An 18,606-nucleotide genomic window follows, 5' to 3' on the forward strand; every position below is an offset into this window, starting at 1 on the left:
CACGTAGTTCAGGCCGAGCCGGCGTGACAGTTATCGCGCGCCGGCCAGTGCCAGCGGCCGGGCCGGCAGGCAGGCGGCGGCAATGGTCAGGATTGCTCCTGCAGGGTGGCGGGCGCGCGCGGCGCGAGCGTGCGGCGTTGCGCCGGGGCTGGCGCGGCGTAGCGGAACGACGCGGGACCGTTCAGTGCAGGTGCCGGCACGGCGATCCGGGTGGCCGCCGCTGCCGCGGGCGCGGCAAGGAAGGCCCCCAGGTCCGGCAGCAGATCCGCCTGTCGGGCCAGGGCGTCGCGCTGGCGGCCGATATCGCGCGCCGTGAGGAAACGTGCTTCGCCATCGAACAGGTCGCGATAGGGCAGGCGGAACAGCCGCTCCAGCGTCACTTCCACATCGCCTTCGCCGCAAGCGTACAGGAACACATACAGCGATTTTCCGTCGGCGGTCATCAGGTCGCCGGCGCGGCGGATGTCGCACTGGCGCAGGGCGCCGGTCGCCGTCACGCCGCGCGCCAGCCGCAGGCGCACCAGCGCGCACTCGATGCGCAATTGCTGGCTGTGCTGCAGGCTGTCGTCGAGCGCGCCGACGAAGGCGGCGGGGGGCAAATAACCCTGGCGGTGCGCCGGTGCCGCGTCCAGCAGCGCATCGACCGATTCCGGCAGCACGCCGGTGAACACCTGCGGGCCGAGGGCCGCACACAGTGCGACGCAACGGGAGAGCGGCATGCCGGCCGGCACCACCAGGGTGACGCCGACGCGCTGCAGCAACGCTTCCTGGGACTGGCGCATGCCCAGGTCCATTTCGCGGATGACTATCTTGACGTCGCGTGCGCAGCGCTGGCGCAGCGCATGCACGGTGCGCACCAGCGCGTCGAAGGGGGCGCTGCGCGAGAATGGCAGCAGCAGGGTGGCCGGCGATTGGCCTGCCGCGGCCAGGGCCAGGGCCAGGGCATCCTCGTCGTCCAGCACCTGGCAGCGCACCTTGTGCCGCTCGTGCGGCGCCAGCGCGCCGGCCAGCACCAGCAGGGACGGTTCCTCCGCCTGCCGTGCCGGCGCCGCACAGGGCGCGGCCGCCAGCGCGAAGCCGGAACCGTCGCGCAGCAGGCGCTGGGTGGACGCGCCGGCCACGCCGCGGGCGTGGTGCCAGTGGCAGGTCTCCCACGCCGCATCCGCGGCGCCATGGATACGGGCGATGCCGGCGAACTCCGGCGCATGGGTGCAAGTGACGGCAAGCTCGGTGCGCAGCAGCAGCACGATGGCCTTGTCGTCGCGGGCAGCCCACTCGCGCAGCTGGCGCAGCACCGCGGCGTCGTCGCGCGGATCGCCGCCGAACAGCGTTTCCGCATGGTCCAGCAGCAGAACGGCTGCGCGGTCGACACCGAAGTCCGCCAGTTCGGCGGCCATCCCGGGCAGCCGGTCGCGGGCCGCGGGGCCGCGTGCGTGTTCCAGCAGGGTCAGGCGGCCGTGGTCGGGCAGCGCGCCATGGGACATCGTTTCATCCAGGCTGGCACGGCTGGACACCAGGCAGGCCGGCACCTGTGCACTGACGAGCGTGGCATGCAGCAGCGGCGCCAGCGCGCCGGCCCCCTGCTCGACGATGGCGTACAGCTGCCCCCGGCCGAGGATGGTATTGAGCGCGGCAATGCCGCCGAAATAGGTAGGATGTTCGTACGCCAACATGACACGTTCCAATCGAAGAAAGACGAGACTGGGTGCGCATGGTCGGGGCGCCTTGCTCGACAGTTGTTTCACTGTCATCCGCCGGGGGTCTGGGCGGGCTGCAGGCATCAGTGTACTGGAATTTCCCTGAGAAAACTCAAGATACTCCTGAAAAACTTCTTCCTATAGTTGCGTTATAGGAACATCGATGCGGAAGGAAAGCCGGGATGGCAAAGCAATTGCCCGGGGCAGCGCCGTACGGCGACGATATCGGCAGGTTGTATACGCGCTTCGGGCAGCCCGGCGAGGCGGCGCATTACCGCGAACTGCTGCGTGACCAGGCCGCGCTGCACGCGGCGCTGCGCTGGCCGCTGCTGGCCGAGGTGCAGGGCATGGAAGCGGAGCCGCCCGCGGCATGAGGACGGTCGCCGTGATGGGCGCATCCGGAGGCGCCGGCGTCACTACCGTCGCCGCGAGCCTGGCCAGGGCGCTGCACGCGGCCGGGCATCCGGCACTGGCATTCGACATCAATCCCGACAACACGCTGCGCCTGCCGTTCGGCATGCACTGGGACGACCGCTTCGGCCTCGGCCCGGCACTGCTGGCGGGCGGCGACTGGCGCGAGGCGGCCTACCGGAGCGCCGCCGGTGCCGATTTCGTGCCGTTCGGCGAACTGGCCGACGACAGCGAGCTGGCCGCGCTGGCGGAACTGTTCCGCAACGAGCCCGGCTGGCTGCGCCGCGAGCTGGCTTCCCTCGACCTGCCGCCGGAAACGGTGGCCGTGTGCGATTGCCCGCGGCTGCCGTCGCCGTTCGCGGCGCAGGCGCTTGCCGCGGCCGATCTGGTGCTGGTGGTGCTGGCGCCGGATCCCGTGTCGTATGCCGTCGCCGGGCGCATCGTCGAGCGCAGCCAGCGCAGTGGCGCGCCGCCGGCCTGCCTGTTGCTGAACCATTTCGAGCCGGCCCGGCCGCTGCATCGCGACCTGGTGCTCCTGCTGCGCGCGATGGCCGGCAGTGCCCTGGCACCGGTCACGCTGCACCGCGACACCCATGTCTCCGACGCGCTGGCCTGCAAGCAGGGCGTGCTGGATTTCGCGCCGGCCAGCCAGGCCGCGCACGAGTTTGCCACGCTGGCCACGTGGACGCTGGCGCGGCTCGGCCGCGGGGCCGAAGCGGCATGAGCACCACCAGCAGGATCAGCACGGTGAGCAAAATGGGCAAAATGGGCACGATGGTCCGCCTCCATGCGCTGCTGGGCATCGACCCCGGCGCATCGCTGCCGCGCCGCCTTGCCCAGTTGCTGCTGCGCGGCCCGGCCGTGGCGGCGCTGGCCCGGCTGTTCCCGCACGTCGACCTGTCGCGCCCGCGGGCCGGCGATCCGCTGCGCATCCTGCTCCAGGCACTGTACCTGGTGTTCGTGCGCCAGCGCGGCGAACCGTCGGGCGCGCCGGTGCCGCTGCCGCTGCTGCGTGCCGCGCGCGCGGCGCGGCATGGCTGGCGCCGCGCGCGGGCGCTGGCCCAGGACTGGCTCGGCACACGCGGCAGGGCCGCCGAGGCCGGGGCCGAACGCATCGCCGACCATCCGCTGTGGGACGCCCCGGCGGTGCGCTGGAGCGCCTACGGCGTTGCCGCCATCCTGGCGCTGCTGTGCGTGACGACCCCGTTCGGACCCGTGGCCCAGTTCACCTTCGTGCTGGTACTGTGGTGCATCGCGCTGGCCGTCCGGCAGGTGCCCGGGCCGGTCGCCACGCTGCTGCTGATCGTGCTGTCCGTGACCGCGTCGGCCCGCTACATGTGGTGGCGCGTGACGGAAACGCTGAACTGGAGTGCGCCGCTGGACGCCGGCTGGGGCCTGCTGCTGTTGCTGGCAGAGATGTACACATGGGTGGTGCTGATGCTGGGCTACATGCAGAGCGCATGGCCGCTGCGCCGCCAGCCCCTGCCATTGCCGCCGACGGTGCGCGAGTGGCCGTCGGTGGATATCTATATCCCGACATACAACGAGCCGCTGAAGGTGGTGCGGCCCACCGTGTACGCGGCCACCGGGATCGACTGGCCGCGCGATCGCCTCAACGTCTACCTGCTCGACGACGGGCGCCGCGACGAGATGCGCCGTTTCGCGGAAGAAGCGGGTGTCGGCTATATCGTGCGTCCGGACAACCGGCACGCCAAGGCGGGCAACCTGAACCACGCGCTGAAGCAGACCGGCGGCGAATACATCGCCATCTTCGACTGCGATCACATTCCCACCCGCTCGTTCCTGCAGTCCACGATGGGCTGGTTCCTGCACGACCCGAAGCTGGCGCTGATGCAGACGCCGCACCATTTCTTTTCGCCCGACCCGTTCGAACGCAACCTGAACCTGTTCCGCGAAACGCCGAACGAGGGCGAACTTTTCTATGGGGTGATCCAGGACGGCAATGACCTGTGGGACGCCACGTTCTTTTGCGGCTCGTGCGCCGTTCTCAAGCGCGGTCCGCTCGAAGAGGTGGGTGGCATCGCCGTCGAGACCGTGACCGAGGATGCGCACACGGCACTGAAGATGCACCGCCTGGGCTACCACTCGGCCTACCTGAACGTGCCGCTGGCGGCCGGGCTGGCGACCGAGAGCCTGTCGGCGCACATCGGCCAGCGCATCCGCTGGGCGCGCGGCATGGCGCAGATATTCCGCGTCGATAACCCGTTCTTCGGCCGCGGCCTGAACTGGCTGCAGCGCGTCTGCTACGGTAACGCGATGCTGCACTTCCTGAACGGCGGGCCGCGCCTGGTGTTCCTGACGGCGCCGCTGGCATTCCTGTTCTTCCACGCCTACGTGATCTACGCGCCGGCGCTCGCCGTGCTGCTGTACGTGCTGCCCCACATCGCCCATGCCAACCTGACCAACTCGCGCATCCAGGGCGAGCACCGGCATTCGTTCTGGGCCGAGGTATATGAAACCGTGCTGGCCTGGTATACGGTCCGCCCGACACTGGTGGCGCTGCTCGATCCCGGCAAGGGCAAGTTCAACGTCACCGCCAAGGGCGGGCTGGTAGAGGACCAGTACTTCGACTGGACCATCTCGCTGCCGTACCTGGTCATCGTCGCGCTGAACGTGCTGGGCCTGGGCGCCGGCCTGTGGCGGCTGGCGACAGGGCCGGCCGATGAAACCGGCACGGTCCTGGTCAATATCGCCTGGACGGTCTACAACGTGCTGCTGCTGGGCGCGGCGATCTCGGTGGCCTCCGAGACCCGGCAGGTGCGGCTGTCGCACCGCGTGGCCATCAAGCTGCCCGCGGTGCTGCACCTGCCGGACGGCCGCCTGCTGCGCTGCGAGACGGTGGACTTCTCGGAGAGCGGCGCCGCGCTGGCGCCGCTGGCCCCCACCGGCCTGCAGGCCGGCGACGCCGTGCTGGTATCGCTCTGGCGTGGCGACGAGGAGCATGCCTTCCACGCCAGCGTGATCGGCGCGGACGCCACGCGTGTCCGCTTGCAGTGGCAGCTTGCCAGCCAGGAGGAGCAGAGCATGCTGGTGCAGTGCACTTTCGCCCGTGCCGACGCCTGGGTCGACTGGGCCGAGGGCCGGCCGGTGGACCGGCCGCTCGCCGGCCTGAAGAACGTGCTGAGGATCGGCCTGCTGGGCATCGTGCGGCTGGCCCGCCTCGGCATCATGCCGCGCCACGATGCGCGGCTGGCCCGGCTGGGCCGCTGGCTCGGCACGCTGGCGCCGCGTCCGGCGCGGCCGATGGAGAAACCATGACGAACAGACTACCAGGGTGGCTCGGCCGCCTGCTGCCCCTTTGCCTTGTCCTCCATGCGGGCGCCGTCGCGGCCCAGGCGGCCCGGCCCGAATCCGCCCCGGCGGCGGCCCCGGCAGCCGCCGCGGCGTCCGCGCCGGGTGCCGCCGACAACGTGCGCCGCCATGCTTTCTCGGCGCTGGGCGGCGGCGCCGTGATCCCGCTGCGTTCGACGGACGGCAAGGCCGTGCTGCGCTTCGGCACCCGCTCCGACGAACTGGTGACCCGCGCGGTGCTGAAGCTGCGCTACAGCTGGTCGCCCGCACTGATCGCCAACCTGTCGCACCTGAAGGTCCTGCTGAACGACGAGGTGGTGGCTACACTGCCGCTGCCGCGCGAGAATGCCGGCAAGTCGCAGGCGGCCGAGCTGGAACTGGACCCGCGCCTGGTGGCGGAGTACAACGCGCTGACGCTGCAGTTCATCGGCCACTATGCGATGGAATGCGAGGACCCGCTGCATTCGAGCCTGTGGGCACAGGTCAGCGGCGCCAGCGCCGTGGAGCTGACGGTGCGTGCGCTGCCGGCCACACCGGACCTGGCACGCCTGCCCGAACCGTTCTTCGACGCGCGCGACAACCGCCGCCTGGAACTGCCGTTCGTGCTGGCCGCGCGGCCGTCGCGCGATGCGCTGCAAGCCGCCGCCGTGACGGCATCCTGGTTCGGCAGCCTGGCGGCATGGCGCGGCACGCGCTTCCCGGTGGCCGCGGCGGCGCTGCCGGCAGGGCATGCGGTGGTCATTGCCACGAACGCGGAGCGGCCCGCCGCGCTGGCCGGCATGCCGCCCTTTGCCGGCCCGGAACTGCGCGTGGCCGTCAATCCGGCCGATCCGAACGGTGCGCTGCTGGTCATCGGCGGGCGCGACGCGGGCGAACTGCGCACGGCGGCGCTGGCGCTGGCCCGCGGCGGCCAGGCGCTGTCGGGCACGCGCGTGACGGTGAAGGATACCCGGGCCGCCGCGCCGCGCAAGCCGTACGATGCACCGAACTGGGTGCGCCTGGACCGGCCGATGCGCTTTGGCGAACTGGTCGAGGACGTGCGCCAGCTGCAGGTGACCGGCCATACGCCGGAACCGATACGGCTGAACCTGCGCATTCCGCCCGACCTGTTCGTGTGGAACAGCCACGGCATTCCCGTCGAGCTCAAGTACCGCTATTCTCCACCGCTGCGACCGGCCGAGTCGCGCCTGACGATGGCCGTCAACGACGAACTGGTGCGCGCGTTCAACCTGCTGCCGGATGCGGGCGCGAGCGCGGCCCGCGTGCAGTTGCCGCTGTTGGCCGAGGGCATGGTGCCGGCCGGCCTGCAGGTGCGCGTGCCGGCGTTCCAGCTTGGCTCGCGCAACCAGCTGCAATACGCGTTCTCGTTCAGCTACCAGAAGGAGGGGGCATGCCGCGAATCGCCGGTGGACAACGTGCGCGCGGCGATCGATCCCGATTCGACCATCGATTTCTCGGGCCACCCGCACTATGCGCACATGCCGAACCTGCGCTATTTCGCCGATGCCGGTTTCCCGTTCACGAAATACGCCGACCTCGCGCAGACCACCGCCGTGCTGCCCGATGCGCCGGCCACGGCGGAAATCGCGACACTGCTCGGCGTGATGGGCCGCTTCGGCGCCGCCACCGGCTATCCGGCCACGGGCGTGCGGGTGGCCGGTCCCGGCGACGCGAATGCCCTGAAGGATCGCGACCTGCTGCTGGTCGGCAGCCGCATGCCATTGCTGGCCGCCTGGCGCGACCGCTTGCCGGCCACGCTGGAAGGGGGCACGCGCAGCGTCAGCCTGCCGGCCGATGCCGGGTTCCCGTTCGGCTGGCGCGGCATGCGCAGCGGCGCCGACCCGGCCATCGCGTCGACTTCGTCGTTCGCCGGCGGCGGTCCGCTGGCGCTGGTGCTCGGCTTCGAGTCGCCGGTTGCCGGCGCACGCAGCGTGGTCGCGCTGACGGCCAGCGAGCCGTCGCTGCTGCCCGCCGTGCTCGATGCGCTCGATGGCGGCAATGTGTCCGGCAGCGCCGCCTTCGTGCGCGGCAAGCGCGTCGACAGCGTGCTGTCCGGGGCCACCTATACGGTCGGCGAACTGCCCTGGTGGACGGCGGTGTGGTACGCGATGTCGCGCCATCCCATCCTGCTCGGGCTGCTCGCGGTCGCGGCGGTGCTGGTCTTCGCCTTCGCCCTGTGGCGCTCGCTGCGGGCGATCGCCGCGCGGCGCCTGCGCGCGGGCCAGTAAGGGGTAGCGCGCAATGTGGCGCCTGATCGTCGCACTGGCGTTCGCCCTGCTGTGCGGGCCGGCGGCCTGGGCGCAGGGCGGTGCGACGGAGATGCTGCTCGAGCGCGCCGCGTTCTGGGAGGGGCGCGGGCGCGACGACCTCGCGCTGGCGGAGCTGGACAAGGTACTGCGCCTGGCGCCCGGCCAGCCCGATGCGCTGGCAGGCAAGGCACTGGCCCTGCAGCGGCTCGGCAGGACAGCCGATGCGGCCGCCACCGCCGCGCTGCTGCGCGCCGCGGCACCCCGGCATCCGGGGCTGGCCCAGTACCGGGGCCTGCTGCGCCAGCAGGGGCCGGAAGCCCAGGCAATCCGCAATGCGCGCGGGCTGGCGCGTGCCGGCCAGGTGGACCAGGCGCTGTCGCTCTATCGCCAGCTCGATGCCCGCGAGCCGCTGACGGGCGACCTGGCGCTCGAATACTGGCAACTCGTCGGCCGCACCGCCGGCGGCTACGAGCGGGCGATCGCGGGCACCCGGCAGCTGGTCCGCGAGCATCCGCAGCACCCTGGCTACCTGCTGGCGCTGGCCAGGCTGGAATTCGAGCGGCAGGTACGGCCGGCCATGCTGGCACAAGTGATACGCATCGCGGCCGTGCCGCGCTACCGGCAGGAGGCCCGCGACGTCTGGCGCAGGGGCCTGCTGCGGCTGCCGGCCAGTGCCGCCAGCCTGGCGCTGATCGACGACTACCTGGCCGTACAGGAAACGGAGGACACGGCAATGACGGCGCAGCGCGCGCGCCTGGCGCAAGCCATCGAAGCAGAGCGCCGGCTGGCGGCCGATCCCGGCTGGCAGGCGCGCCGGCGCGGGCTGGCGGCGCTGGAGGCCGGGCGCCTTGAGGACGCACAAACCGCCTTCGAGGAAGCGTTGCGCACCCGCCCGCGCGACCCCGACGTGCTGGGCGGTCTGGGCACGATTCACCTGCGCCGTGGCGAACACGCTCGCGCCGAGGCGAATTTTGCCGACGCGCGGCGTGCCGGCGGCGGCAGCCGCTGGCTGGCGATGGAGCGCGTGGCGCGCTATTGGGGCCTGATGCGCGCCGCGCGCGACGCGATGAACGCCGCCGAATACGGGCGGGCCGCGGAGCTGCTCGCCGAGGCGCGCATGCTGGACCCGCGTGAACCGGCCGGCATGCTGGCCGAGGCGGAACTGGCCGAGCTGCGCGGCGATGCCGAGAGCGCCGGCCGGCTGTTCCGCGAGGCCCTGTCGAAAGCACCGAAAAGCGAGGACGTGCTGGCCGGCATGGCCGGCTTCCTGATCCGTCAGGGCGACCAGGCCGCCGCGGCACCGCTGCTGGCGGCGCTGCCGGCAGCCCGGCGGGCCGAACTCGATCGCGAGATCACGCGCCTGCGGGCCGCGGCGCTGGTACGTGACGCCGAAGCGGCCGCCGCCAGGGACGACGATGCCGCCGCCATCGCGCTGTACGAACAGGCCGCCGCGCTGGACCCGGCCGACCCGTGGCTTCACCGTGCGCTGGCCGGCCGGTACGCGGCACGCGGCGAGCCGGAGCGCGGCAGGGCGCTGTTCGACGCGCTGCTGGAACGCCAGCCGGAAGACCCCGCCACGCGCTACGCCTATGCGCTGTTCCTCGGCAGCCAGGGCCGCGAGGCCGACGCGGCCGACCTGCTGCGGGCGATCCCCGCCGCGCGGCGCAGCGCCGACATGGCGGCGCAACTGGCGCGGCTCGACGTGGCCGCGATCGTGGCCGCGATCGTGGCCAGGGCGCGCCTGTCCGGCGACCGGGAGGCGGCACTGGCGGCGCTGCGCGAAGCGCTGGGGCGCTACGGCGGCGAGCCGGCGCGCGTGCTCGATATCGCGGCGGCGATGGCGGCGATCGGCATGGACGACGAGGCCTTGCGCTCGCTGTCCGGCCTGGAAGGCATGGCGCTCGATGCCGATGCGCTTGTCGCGCGGCGCGATCTCGAGGCGGCGATCGCCGTGCGGCGGGCAGCCCGGCTGCGCGAAGCGGGCGATACCGAGAACGCGTTGCGCGCGCTGGCCGGGCTGCCCGAGACCCCGGCAGTGCTGGCCGAACGCGCGCGCAGCGAACGGGCGCGCGGCGACACGGATGCGGCACTGGCCACGCTGCGGCAATGGCAGGCAGCGAGCCCGCAGGACGCCCTGGCCGCCGCCGCCATCGCCGAACTGCTCGCCGCGCGTGGCGACCGGGCCGGTGCACGTGCGCAGGCGCACACCGTGCTCGATTTGGCCGATGCGTTGGCCGATGCGTTGGCCGATGCGCCGCCCGATGCGGTCGCCGATGCCGCCGGCGTGCTGATCGCGCTCGATGAGGCACCCGGCCTGGCCCGCGCCGACGCCGCGCTGAGGGCGCAACTGGCGCGCCATCCGGTCGAGCAGGGGCTGCTGGACCGCGCGGGAGCGCTGGCCGAACGGGCGGGGCGCGTCGACGATGCCATCGGCTTCTACCGGCGCGGCAATGCGGTCGCCGGGCCGGTGCTGCCGGACTGGCGGCGCGACCGGCTGGCCAGCCTGGTCGACCGGCGCGCCGGCTGGGTGTCGTCCGCTGTCGATCACCAGACCCGAACCGGCACGCCGGGCCGCTCCGACCTTGCCATGGACGAGTGGGTCGCCGAATACCGCTTGCCGCAGACGGGGCCTGACCGAATCGCCCTTCGCGCCGACGTGGTGTCGGCCCGCGCCGGCTTGCTGGATACCGCGTCTGCCGCGACGCGCGACGCCGGCACCATCCTGCTGTGCCAGCCCGGCTGCGCGCCCGCACGCGACGTGAAGGAGGAGGGCGTGGCACTGAACGCCGCCTGGGCACGCGGGCCGTGGCGGGCGGACCTCGGCACCACGCCGCTCGGCTTCCCCGTCACGTCGCTGCTGGGCGGTGTGTCGTACCGTGGCGATATCGGCCCGGCCGGCTGGGGCATCGAGCTGTCGCGGCGGGCCCTGGCGGCATCGGTGCTGTCGTATGCGGGCATGAAGGATCCGGGCACGGGCCGCACGTGGGGCGGCGTCACCGTGAATGGCGCCACGCTCAGCGGCAGCCTCGATCAGGGCGGGCGTGTCGGCGGCTGGGCCAACCTGGGCTGGCATGTGTTGACGGGCAGGCACGTGCAGTCGAACCGCCGCGTGCAGGGGATGGCCGGCGTCACGCTCCGGCTCGTCAATGAGCGCGACCGTCTGCTGTCGGTCGGCGCCACGGCGATGGCATGGCAGTTCAGCCGCAATGCCGGCGAGTACAGTTTCGGTCACGGCGGGTATTACAGCCCGGCCACGTACCGCTCGCTGTCGCTGCCGGTCACCTGGGGCCAGCGCTTCGGCGCCTGGGCGGTCGCGGTACGGGCGTCGATTTCCGCGTCCCGCTCCAGCACGAGGGACGCGGCGTTCTACCCGCTCGATGCCGCCTTGCAGGCCGAGGCGGATGCGGTCGGCGCAACCGCCTCCTATACCCCGCGCTACACCGGCGGCAAGGGCCGCGGCACCGGCCGGGGGCTCGCCCTGACATGGGAATACCAGGCCGCGCGGGCCCTGTTCATCGGCGGCCGCTTCAGCCTGGACCGATCGATCGACTACGCACCGAACCGTTTCCTGTTGTACCTGCGCTGGGCGCCGGGCCACGTCGCCGCACAGCCGGCAACGTTCCCGCCCGAGCCTGTCGTGCCGACGTCGCAGCTGTAGCCTGATCCAGTGCGAGAAATTGTTGGTGCTGTTCGCGTTAAATCGGTGAACGTTCGACCAGAACCATTGTCTGATCTCCTGTTGAGATACTTCATGTATATCGGGAGGCGTCATGGGTGCAGCCGATGTGGGCGTGGTGTTGAAGGTGCTGGAGCAAGTCCAGCTTTCCGATCAGGAAATCGCTCTTCTGCAGGGCGTTCTCGCCGATCTTGTATTACCCAGCCACTGCCTGCGCCTGATCGAGGAGGCCGCGGGCAACCGATCGTGCCCCGCCTGCGGCGGCAAGCGGTGCCACCGCTGCGGCCAGGCCAACGGCTTGCAGCGCTATCGCTGCGTTGCCTGCCGGCGCAGCTTCAACGCCCTGACCGGCACGCCACTCGCCCGTCTGCGCTTGCGCGACAAGTGGCTGCCCTATCTGCAATGCCTGATCGATTCAGTCACGGTCCGCAAGGCTGCCGCGCGCGTCGCGGTGGCAAAATCCACCAGCTTCCGATGGCGCCACCGCTTCATTGCCGCCGTACGGCAGGAGCCGCGTCCGCAATTGTCCGGCATCGTCGAAGCCGATGAAACCTATCACCTGGAATCGCAAAAAGGCTCGCGGCAGCTGGACCGCCCGCCCCGCAAACGCGGCGGCAAGGCGCGCCGGCGCGGCATCAGCGCGGAACTGGACTGCATTCTCGTCGCCCGCGACCGCAACCGGCAAATCTGCGACTTCGTCACCGGCCGCGGGCCGGTAACCGCCGAGCAGTTGGCCAGACACTTGTTGCCGGTGCTGGCAGTGGACGTCCTGCTCGTCAGCGACGCGGCCAATGCCTATAAAGCGTTTGCGCGGCAGGCCCGCATCACACACGAGGCGGTCAACGTCCGGAGTGGCATTCGGGCGCGCGGCGCCATCCACATCCAGGGAGTCAATGGATGGCATGGCCGCTTCAAGACCTGGCTGCGCCGGTTCAACGGCGTGGCCAGCCGCTACCTGGCCAATTACACCGGCTGGCAGCGCGTGCTCGACGCCGCCCGGTTGACGGCTCCCGCCCATTGGCTTCGGGTTGCGTTGGCCGCTGATCGCTAGCGGCACCGATGACCAGCGACAGGCTCGAAAAGTTCCGTACCCAGATGCAAAACCGACGCAACGCGCACAGCGCCAAATTGTTCCGTGACCTCGGCAGGCAAGACGTTTCAAATATGAATTAATTTTTCCGTGTCGGAATTCTTTACACATGAGCTGTCGTCACTTCGGGTCGCTTTGCTAACCCATTGATTCCTTGCGCAGAAATAACATCGGCATGAATATTGCTTGATGTAAGTCGCTACTCCAAAAACCAATAACACTTCTGCCCCTGGAAATTTTATGAAACTTACTACGGCACTCAAGGCATCTTTCGGCGCGCTGGCATTGGCCTTTGCGGCACAAGCTGGCGCAGGACCTATCCTCATGGTCTCCAACGGCATCCTGACAGGCGCGAAAAATGTCAGCGTCCAAGGGGCTTTGTACGACGTCACGTTTGTCGACGGCAGCTGTTCCGCCTTGTTCGGCGGATGCAACGGAGCGTCCGATTTTACTTTCACGACGCTGGGCAGCGCCCGTGCCGCTGCTCAAGCGCTTCTTGATCAGGTATTCGTTAGCGTGTTCGACACTGATCCAGAACTGACCTTTGGCTGTACCAACACGGCGTATTGTGATTCGTACATTCCCTACGCTACTGCAAGTGCAGGCTTCTACAAGTTGGTCGCTGCCAGCAATCGGGCCGACGCGCAAGCCGACTTCACCTATGACGGCACCGCGTCCTTCTCGAGCAACTTTGCCTCATATAGCGGAAATAATTTTGCAAGATTCCAGCTTGCCGGGAATGCTGTAGAGGCCGTCCCAGAACCAACTTCCATTGCCCTGTTCGGCCTCGGCCTGGCCGGCCTGGCATTCTTGCGTCGCCGGAAGTCATAGGCTGCTGGCCCATAGGCTGCCGGGCCATTACTCCATGGCGGTAATGGCCCGGATCGCCGTTTTCGCCTGATCAGTCCAGGGCGACGCGGTGCGCCATCCGGGGCGGTTCACGCGCTGCGTCGTCCTTCGCCGTGCGGGGCCAGTACCCGGCTGATGACCGCCTCACTCAGGCCTTCGCGGCGCAGCATCTGTTCGGCACGCTCTCGACCGAGCTCCTGGAAAACGGCAAGCGCGGCTTGCACGACGGCTGCACCGATCACGTCGCGGCGGCGGCCGGTATTGCTGTAGAACAGCGTGATCCGCGTATCCGCAGGCAGCTCTTGGGAATACGGTGCGCAACTCTGCTGGATGGACGCGTTGCCGTTCGTGTTGCCATGCATCAGCCTGTCGATGATTGCCTCGGGAACTTCCGACATTCGCCAATAGGCGAGGGCGTCGTCGATGCCGAGCATCTCCATGAATATCAATCCTGTCTCCACCCGTTGTGCCAACAACGCATCCTGGCGAAGCTCATGCATGGATTTCTTTTCGAATTGCCGATCCGTGGATCGGGCGCCGGTCGTACTGTCCGGAGCAGGGCATTCATCGGATATTCCCGCAGACGCGCCGTCGAGGCCCTGGACTTGCTGTATGCCATTGGCGCTCTGTTCGGCCCAGGTCGAGCCCCGCGTGTCGGCGGGTGGGCTGGCCGGAAAGCTCTCGCTCTTTGCGTCGCGATCCGCAACAGCTGTACGGACGACGTCGGCTCCACGGCGAACACCGGCGTCGGGTTGAATCGTCGCAGGCTCGATCATCCCAGCGACGGCGAGGCGCCAACGAGGACTACGGAGAGCTGGCGGGTTCGCAGCTGTGCCTGAAGTATGGCAGCGCTCGCCCTGGTGACCACCGGTTTTTCAAGACTGTCGAACATTGCAGTAATCCCAATAAGCTATGCAAAAAATACAGAAACCGCGTGCCAGCCGATATTACTACATTGCTTATTGATATTTAGTGTGTCACAAGAGAATTTTTTTGTCCGGTTGCCGCCACCGGTCTGAACGGCGCGATCGCCGATAGTGCTGGCCACCGGCTATGGCAGTTCCGTTGCCACCTCCGGCCCCAGTCGATTGATCACGCTGTAATTAATGCCCGTCCACCATTCCGAGCCTTCGCCCTGCAGTGCATCGAGTGAAGCAGCGATGGCCGGGTAGTCGGCACTGACCAGAAAATCCTCGACGTCGTTGAGCGATGCGAACGACAGTACCGAAACGGCATCGATCCTGCTGCCCTCCGGATCCTCCTGGGTCGAGCCGATGTTGTGCAGCTGGGCATAGCGCAGCACCAGTTCGCGCGTGGACGGCTGCGCCATGACAAGCCGGGCGTGTTCGCCCAGCAAGCGCCGCTGGAATGTCTCGCGCGACATGCCGGACGCGCGCATGTGGATCATGACCAGGCTGACCGGCTCGCGGTGGCGTGCGCTGGGTATCAGGATGTATTCTCGCGTGATCTCGCGCGTGACCATGCGGAACGCCACCTGCTCGTCCGCGACGATACGTTTGTCGAACTTTTCCTGGCCCAGCGTGTGCGCGAGGCCCGCTTCGTCGGCGTAAGCGATATAGGCGAAGCCGTCCCAGCGCGGGCGCGTGTATGCGGGAACGCGCGTCTCCGGATCGGACGGAAGGCGCCCATCTTCGGCAACCATGGCACGGTACGGAGGCGCGAAGAAAGAGGAGGGGCCGGATGCCACGCGGTGCACCTGGTCGTAGCGCAGCACGGCCGCCGACGAACTGCCCGGTTCGTCCCACGCGAACTTTGGTCCGTGGACTTTGCGCCAGTACTCGTCCCAATGCTCGAATGCCAGGTTGGGGTTGCCCTCCAGCGCCAACGCATGGGGGCGCCAGTTCGGAAAGTGCACCTCGTTGCCGTGGCGGCTCCTGGATGCCCCGGCATCCTGCGGCCGTTCGTCACGCGCCGTGTCGTCGACGCGGCTGACGAACGTCGGCGTCACGATCAAAGGTTTGCTGGTGGAATCCCGGGTCGTGCCCAGTGGAGGGCGGTGCTGATGATCGGTGCGGTCGAAGTCGGTCGCCATGGCATGCCTTTCGGAAGAGGGAACCACGACGATACGTGCGTCCCCGCGGCCTCTCGGTGCGGTGCTGCACGATATGCCTTTCTGCAGGCGTGCGACGGGTACTCGCCATGGGACAAGTATTTCGACGTGCCATTCAGATACCGATAGTAAGATGGCGTTTGCGGTTGCCACTGTGTTTTTTGATGGAATGTCCGCCCGGTTTCAAGGCTCCGATGCCACAAGACGCCAGGAAAGCCAACGAAGCGGGGCATTAAGAAAACCTGGACGGGCTCGGAAATGGATGAAGTCACGAAACTTACCGTTGAGCACTATCAAAAAACCTACGAACTGACTCTGCACGTCTGGGAGCAGAGAAATTCCACGTTCCTTTCCCTCCTCGCCGTTGTTGGCGCGGCGACGGTATTGACTTTCAATGTGCCGCAGGCTGAACCGCTTCTTGTCGATATCATTGCGAAGCTGGCGGATATCAAGGACACGGAACGCTTGAGGGATCTGAGGCAGAGTTTCCCGTACGGGATCGTGCAGAGCATTTTGCTCATGACAATTCTCTACCTGATGGTGATCCTGTATCACCGTACCACCTTCATCCTCCGCTGTTACCGGTATCTGGCTGCACTCGAGGACGAACTGAAGGTGGCGCTCCAGTTGCCATCGGGAGCAATCGCGTTCAGCCGGGAAGGAAGCTTCTACGCTGCCCACAAGGGAGGCCTGGCCCCGTTTGTCGCGTTTGCCTACTGCGCAATGCTCGGCGCCTTGCTGGTTGCTTTCCTCGGCTGCAGGATTTACACCGACTTCACTTCACAAAATTACGTTATCGCCGTTGTCGATGCGTGTCTTGCTGCTTTCACCATGCTTTTTTATGTCGGATATGCCCGTTCCGTCTGAGGCCGCTGGCAAAAGTATCAGGGGCTTATCACGCTTGACTACGCCACTCCCGCGCGTAGCCGTCGAGTTCACGCTGCGCAATGCGCGTGATCGTACCCATGCGGTGATGATTGCCATGCGGCGCGGCTACTGGGAAAACTGAGCGGTGTTCGCTACGCGAGAGAGCGAAGAACAGTGCCGCAGAACGAACAGCTCCGGCCGAGGTGATGCATAACGGCGCTTGTATTAGCCGGCACATGCTGGATGGCGTCTGCGTCCAGCGAAGTGCGTAGCAGGACAAGTCACGTCGTATATCTGCCGCGCGCCAGGCATTCGCCGGATGGGACGAGCCAACGCCTGGCACGTAGAAGAAACCGTTTGATTTCAATTTCTCTTCCTTAGCATACAAGCGAATAATCCGAACCCGGCAAGGAACATGATCCAACTGGATGGCTCAGGCACCAACGTGGCTGTTCCTACTACGCTGTTGGCTGTAGACATCCCTTCGATATGCAGACCGGCGGTGACTTTGAAGACCCGGGGACGGGTGTAGGAAAAAAACTCCGCATCGGGATAGAAAGACGGGGTAGGAACAGGATCGACTGGAAAATGCGGCACAGGCGGATCAGACAGTTCATCAAGCGAATCTTTTGAGAAGGACAGATTTGCCAGTATTAATCCACTCTGCCCGTCCTGTACTGAATCGAAGAATCCCGTCGACGGGTCTGCAACAAAGCCGACTGCAGTGACATTTCCGCCAAGTAATATTGCATTGGCGCGCAGCTCATAGGAGGTGTCCACATTAAAATTTTCGGCTTGATGCATGTGGGTATAATCCCCGAGCGAAGAATCATAGCTGAACTCCTGCACGCCCGAACTCTCGATTCTTCTTGTGCCGATTTGTCCAGATCCGGCAAGGTCTACCTTGACGTTGCCATCGCTATTTTCCGCCAATACGCCTTGGTAAATCAAAAATAGCGATGTATCTCCATTGCTCATTGACGAGATTGCCGACCACCCTGTCTCATTGTAATATCCGGTCCAACTCAGCGTCGTTCCAACAGGAATGTAGCCAAGCTTGTTCATGGCATACAGTGCATTGCCTTGCGCCTCTATCAACGACGTCAAGGATATTGTCGCCTGACGCGAATCCGGCGTTGCTGACACACTCGCATGGGGAAGCGCAAGTGCCAAAATCATGAAGAAGGAATATAATATTTCTGTGCTGGACTTGTGGTTCCACATCGCCTATCCCTCCCGAGTTTTACGAAAAAATCTCATCATTGGAGTCGCTTTTTGCCATTCGCGTGTAAACCGAACCGGCAACGAGGGAAAGTCCGATGAACAGCATGCTCCAGATTGAAGGTTCCGGAACCGCACTGATCGTGCCGGTCAGGACGCCAGCCGCATAAGTGCTTTCCAGGTCAATCAATGTCGATGCCTTGGTGATTGTTCCGGAGCCACCGATCACGATATCGATTTTTATGGGCCCCCAGGCGAGTGCATCAATCGGTACGGGTGAAACAGGCATGACAGGGGTGGTTGGCAGGACAGGGAAGCCGGCTGGATTCTCCTCGAATGCGATACCGGCCACCAGCAGGCCTGACGCACCATCGACTATCGAGTTTGAAAAGCCGGAAGCTGGATCGATGATGAATCCAGCCGGACTCAAGCTACCCCCAACCATCACACCCGACGCGCTCAGGCCCCAGTCTGAATCGATATGCCCCGATTCATAATGCTGCATGGTGGTGTAATCGCCGCTCGTGGAGTCATAGTCGAATTTTTGCGTCCCCGAGCTGTGAAAATTCTCATTGCTGATCAGCCCTGTTCCGGAAAACGTCACGTCGATATCTTCTCCTGTCGTTCCGCTCAGTATTCCACTGTATGCAAAATAAAACGGAGTGCCTGCAATGGTGGCCGTGGCAATAGCCGTCCAGCCCGACGTATTGTAATAGCCCGACCAGTTAACAGAGTCGCCATAGTCAAAATATCCCAGTTCTCTCAGCGATTGCATCGCGTTGGCCTGGACTTCAACCATGGACGCGATGCTGATGACATCCATCCGCGATGGCTGCTGCGCATGAGTTTCAGGATGAAGAGCTAACAAAGCAACGAACGTTGTGGAAAGTAATCCATGTTTTGTCATGGGCTGCATAAATCCTCCTGTAGCAGGGTTGTGGATTCGGGAGTCGTTGCAAGCATCGTCAATTTTCGCCAAATCGATCTGAATCACTGATCCGTGAATTGGCACATCCCCGAAAAGGCCGGGGTGCTTGAGCATGCAAGCACGATAGATGTTTTAGGATGATTTTATGATTTATACAAGGATTATTTTCCTGTTTTTATTGCGTATAAAATTCCAGAAAATATAGGAAATTTTAATTGCGGAACAGCAGGTTTGT

Annotated in this window: 13 protein-coding genes; 8 read left to right on the top strand and 5 right to left on the bottom strand. The window is 66.5% G+C overall.

Annotated elements, in window-relative coordinates; all coding sequences use genetic code 11:
• Positions 1 to 86: 86 nt before the first annotated feature.
• Positions 87 to 1,673, bottom strand: a complete 1,587-nt coding sequence (locus ACY34H_RS21495) for a BcsE family c-di-GMP-binding protein (protein ID WP_464979501.1) — start codon at positions 1,671 to 1,673, stop codon at positions 87 to 89.
• 206 nt (positions 1,674 to 1,879) lie between these two features.
• On the opposite strand from ACY34H_RS21495, the gene bcsR reads away from it, so the two are divergent.
• The 7 genes from bcsR (at position 1,880) to ACY34H_RS21530 (ending at position 13,266) form a co-directional block, all read left to right on the top strand.
• Positions 1,880 to 2,071, top strand: coding sequence for a BcsR/BcsP family cellulose biosynthesis protein (bcsR, locus tag ACY34H_RS21500; RefSeq protein WP_464979502.1), 192 nt, complete (start codon positions 1,880 to 1,882; stop codon positions 2,069 to 2,071).
• Complete coding sequence (gene bcsQ / locus ACY34H_RS21505) at positions 2,068 to 2,832, top strand: cellulose biosynthesis protein BcsQ (protein ID WP_464979503.1); 765 nt, start codon at positions 2,068 to 2,070, stop codon at positions 2,830 to 2,832. The genes bcsR and bcsQ overlap by 4 nt, the downstream gene beginning before the upstream one ends.
• A complete protein-coding gene (bcsA, locus tag ACY34H_RS21510; protein ID WP_464979504.1) occupies positions 2,829 to 5,387 on the top strand; it encodes a UDP-forming cellulose synthase catalytic subunit in 2,559 nt (852 codons plus the stop codon). Before bcsQ ends, bcsA begins: the two co-directional genes overlap by 4 nt.
• Positions 5,384 to 7,648 carry a cellulose biosynthesis cyclic di-GMP-binding regulatory protein BcsB gene (bcsB, locus tag ACY34H_RS21515; RefSeq protein WP_464979505.1) on the top strand — a complete coding sequence of 755 codons (2,265 nt, stop codon included), beginning with the start codon at positions 5,384 to 5,386 and terminating at the stop codon, positions 7,646 to 7,648. Before bcsA ends, bcsB begins: the two co-directional genes overlap by 4 nt.
• Positions 7,649 to 7,661: 13 nt before the next feature.
• A complete protein-coding gene (locus tag ACY34H_RS21520; protein ID WP_464979506.1) occupies positions 7,662 to 11,327 on the top strand; it encodes a cellulose synthase subunit BcsC-related outer membrane protein in 3,666 nt (1,221 codons plus the stop codon).
• A gap of 112 nt (positions 11,328 to 11,439) precedes the next feature.
• Positions 11,440 to 12,396 carry an IS1595 family transposase gene (locus tag ACY34H_RS21525; RefSeq protein WP_464979507.1) on the top strand — a complete coding sequence of 319 codons (957 nt, stop codon included), beginning with the start codon at positions 11,440 to 11,442 and terminating at the stop codon, positions 12,394 to 12,396.
• A gap of 279 nt (positions 12,397 to 12,675) precedes the next feature.
• Positions 12,676 to 13,266 carry a PEP-CTERM sorting domain-containing protein gene (locus ACY34H_RS21530; protein WP_464979508.1) on the top strand — a complete coding sequence of 197 codons (591 nt, stop codon included), beginning with the start codon at positions 12,676 to 12,678 and terminating at the stop codon, positions 13,264 to 13,266.
• A gap of 107 nt (positions 13,267 to 13,373) precedes the next feature.
• Here the strand turns inward: ACY34H_RS21530 and ACY34H_RS21535 are convergent, their stop codons facing one another.
• Together ACY34H_RS21535 and ACY34H_RS21540 are read right to left on the bottom strand one after the other, a co-directional pair.
• Positions 13,374 to 14,060: a hypothetical protein gene (locus ACY34H_RS21535; protein WP_464979509.1), complete on the bottom strand. Its 687-nt coding sequence runs from the start codon at positions 14,058 to 14,060 to the stop codon at positions 13,374 to 13,376.
• A 275-nt stretch (positions 14,061 to 14,335) separates the two neighbouring features.
• Entirely contained in the window at positions 14,336 to 15,337 is a 1,002-nt protein-coding gene (locus ACY34H_RS21540) for an EthD domain-containing protein (RefSeq protein ID WP_464979510.1), read from the bottom strand.
• 276 nt (positions 15,338 to 15,613) lie between these two features.
• On the opposite strand from ACY34H_RS21540, the gene ACY34H_RS21545 reads away from it, so the two are divergent.
• Positions 15,614 to 16,222, top strand: coding sequence for a hypothetical protein (locus ACY34H_RS21545; RefSeq protein ID WP_464979511.1), 609 nt, complete (start codon positions 15,614 to 15,616; stop codon positions 16,220 to 16,222).
• A 363-nt stretch (positions 16,223 to 16,585) separates the two neighbouring features.
• On the opposite strand, the gene ACY34H_RS21550 is transcribed toward ACY34H_RS21545, so the two are convergent.
• Entirely contained in the window at positions 16,586 to 17,446 is an 861-nt protein-coding gene (locus tag ACY34H_RS21550; protein WP_464979512.1) for a PEP-CTERM sorting domain-containing protein, read from the bottom strand.
• Between the two features lie 19 nt (positions 17,447 to 17,465).
• Positions 17,466 to 18,485, bottom strand: coding sequence for a hypothetical protein (locus tag ACY34H_RS21555; protein ID WP_464979513.1), 1,020 nt, complete (start codon positions 18,483 to 18,485; stop codon positions 17,466 to 17,468).
• Between the last annotated feature and the right edge of the window lie 121 nt (positions 18,486 to 18,606).

The sequence above is a fragment of the Pseudoduganella sp. jia 9 genome (genome assembly GCF_055502615.1).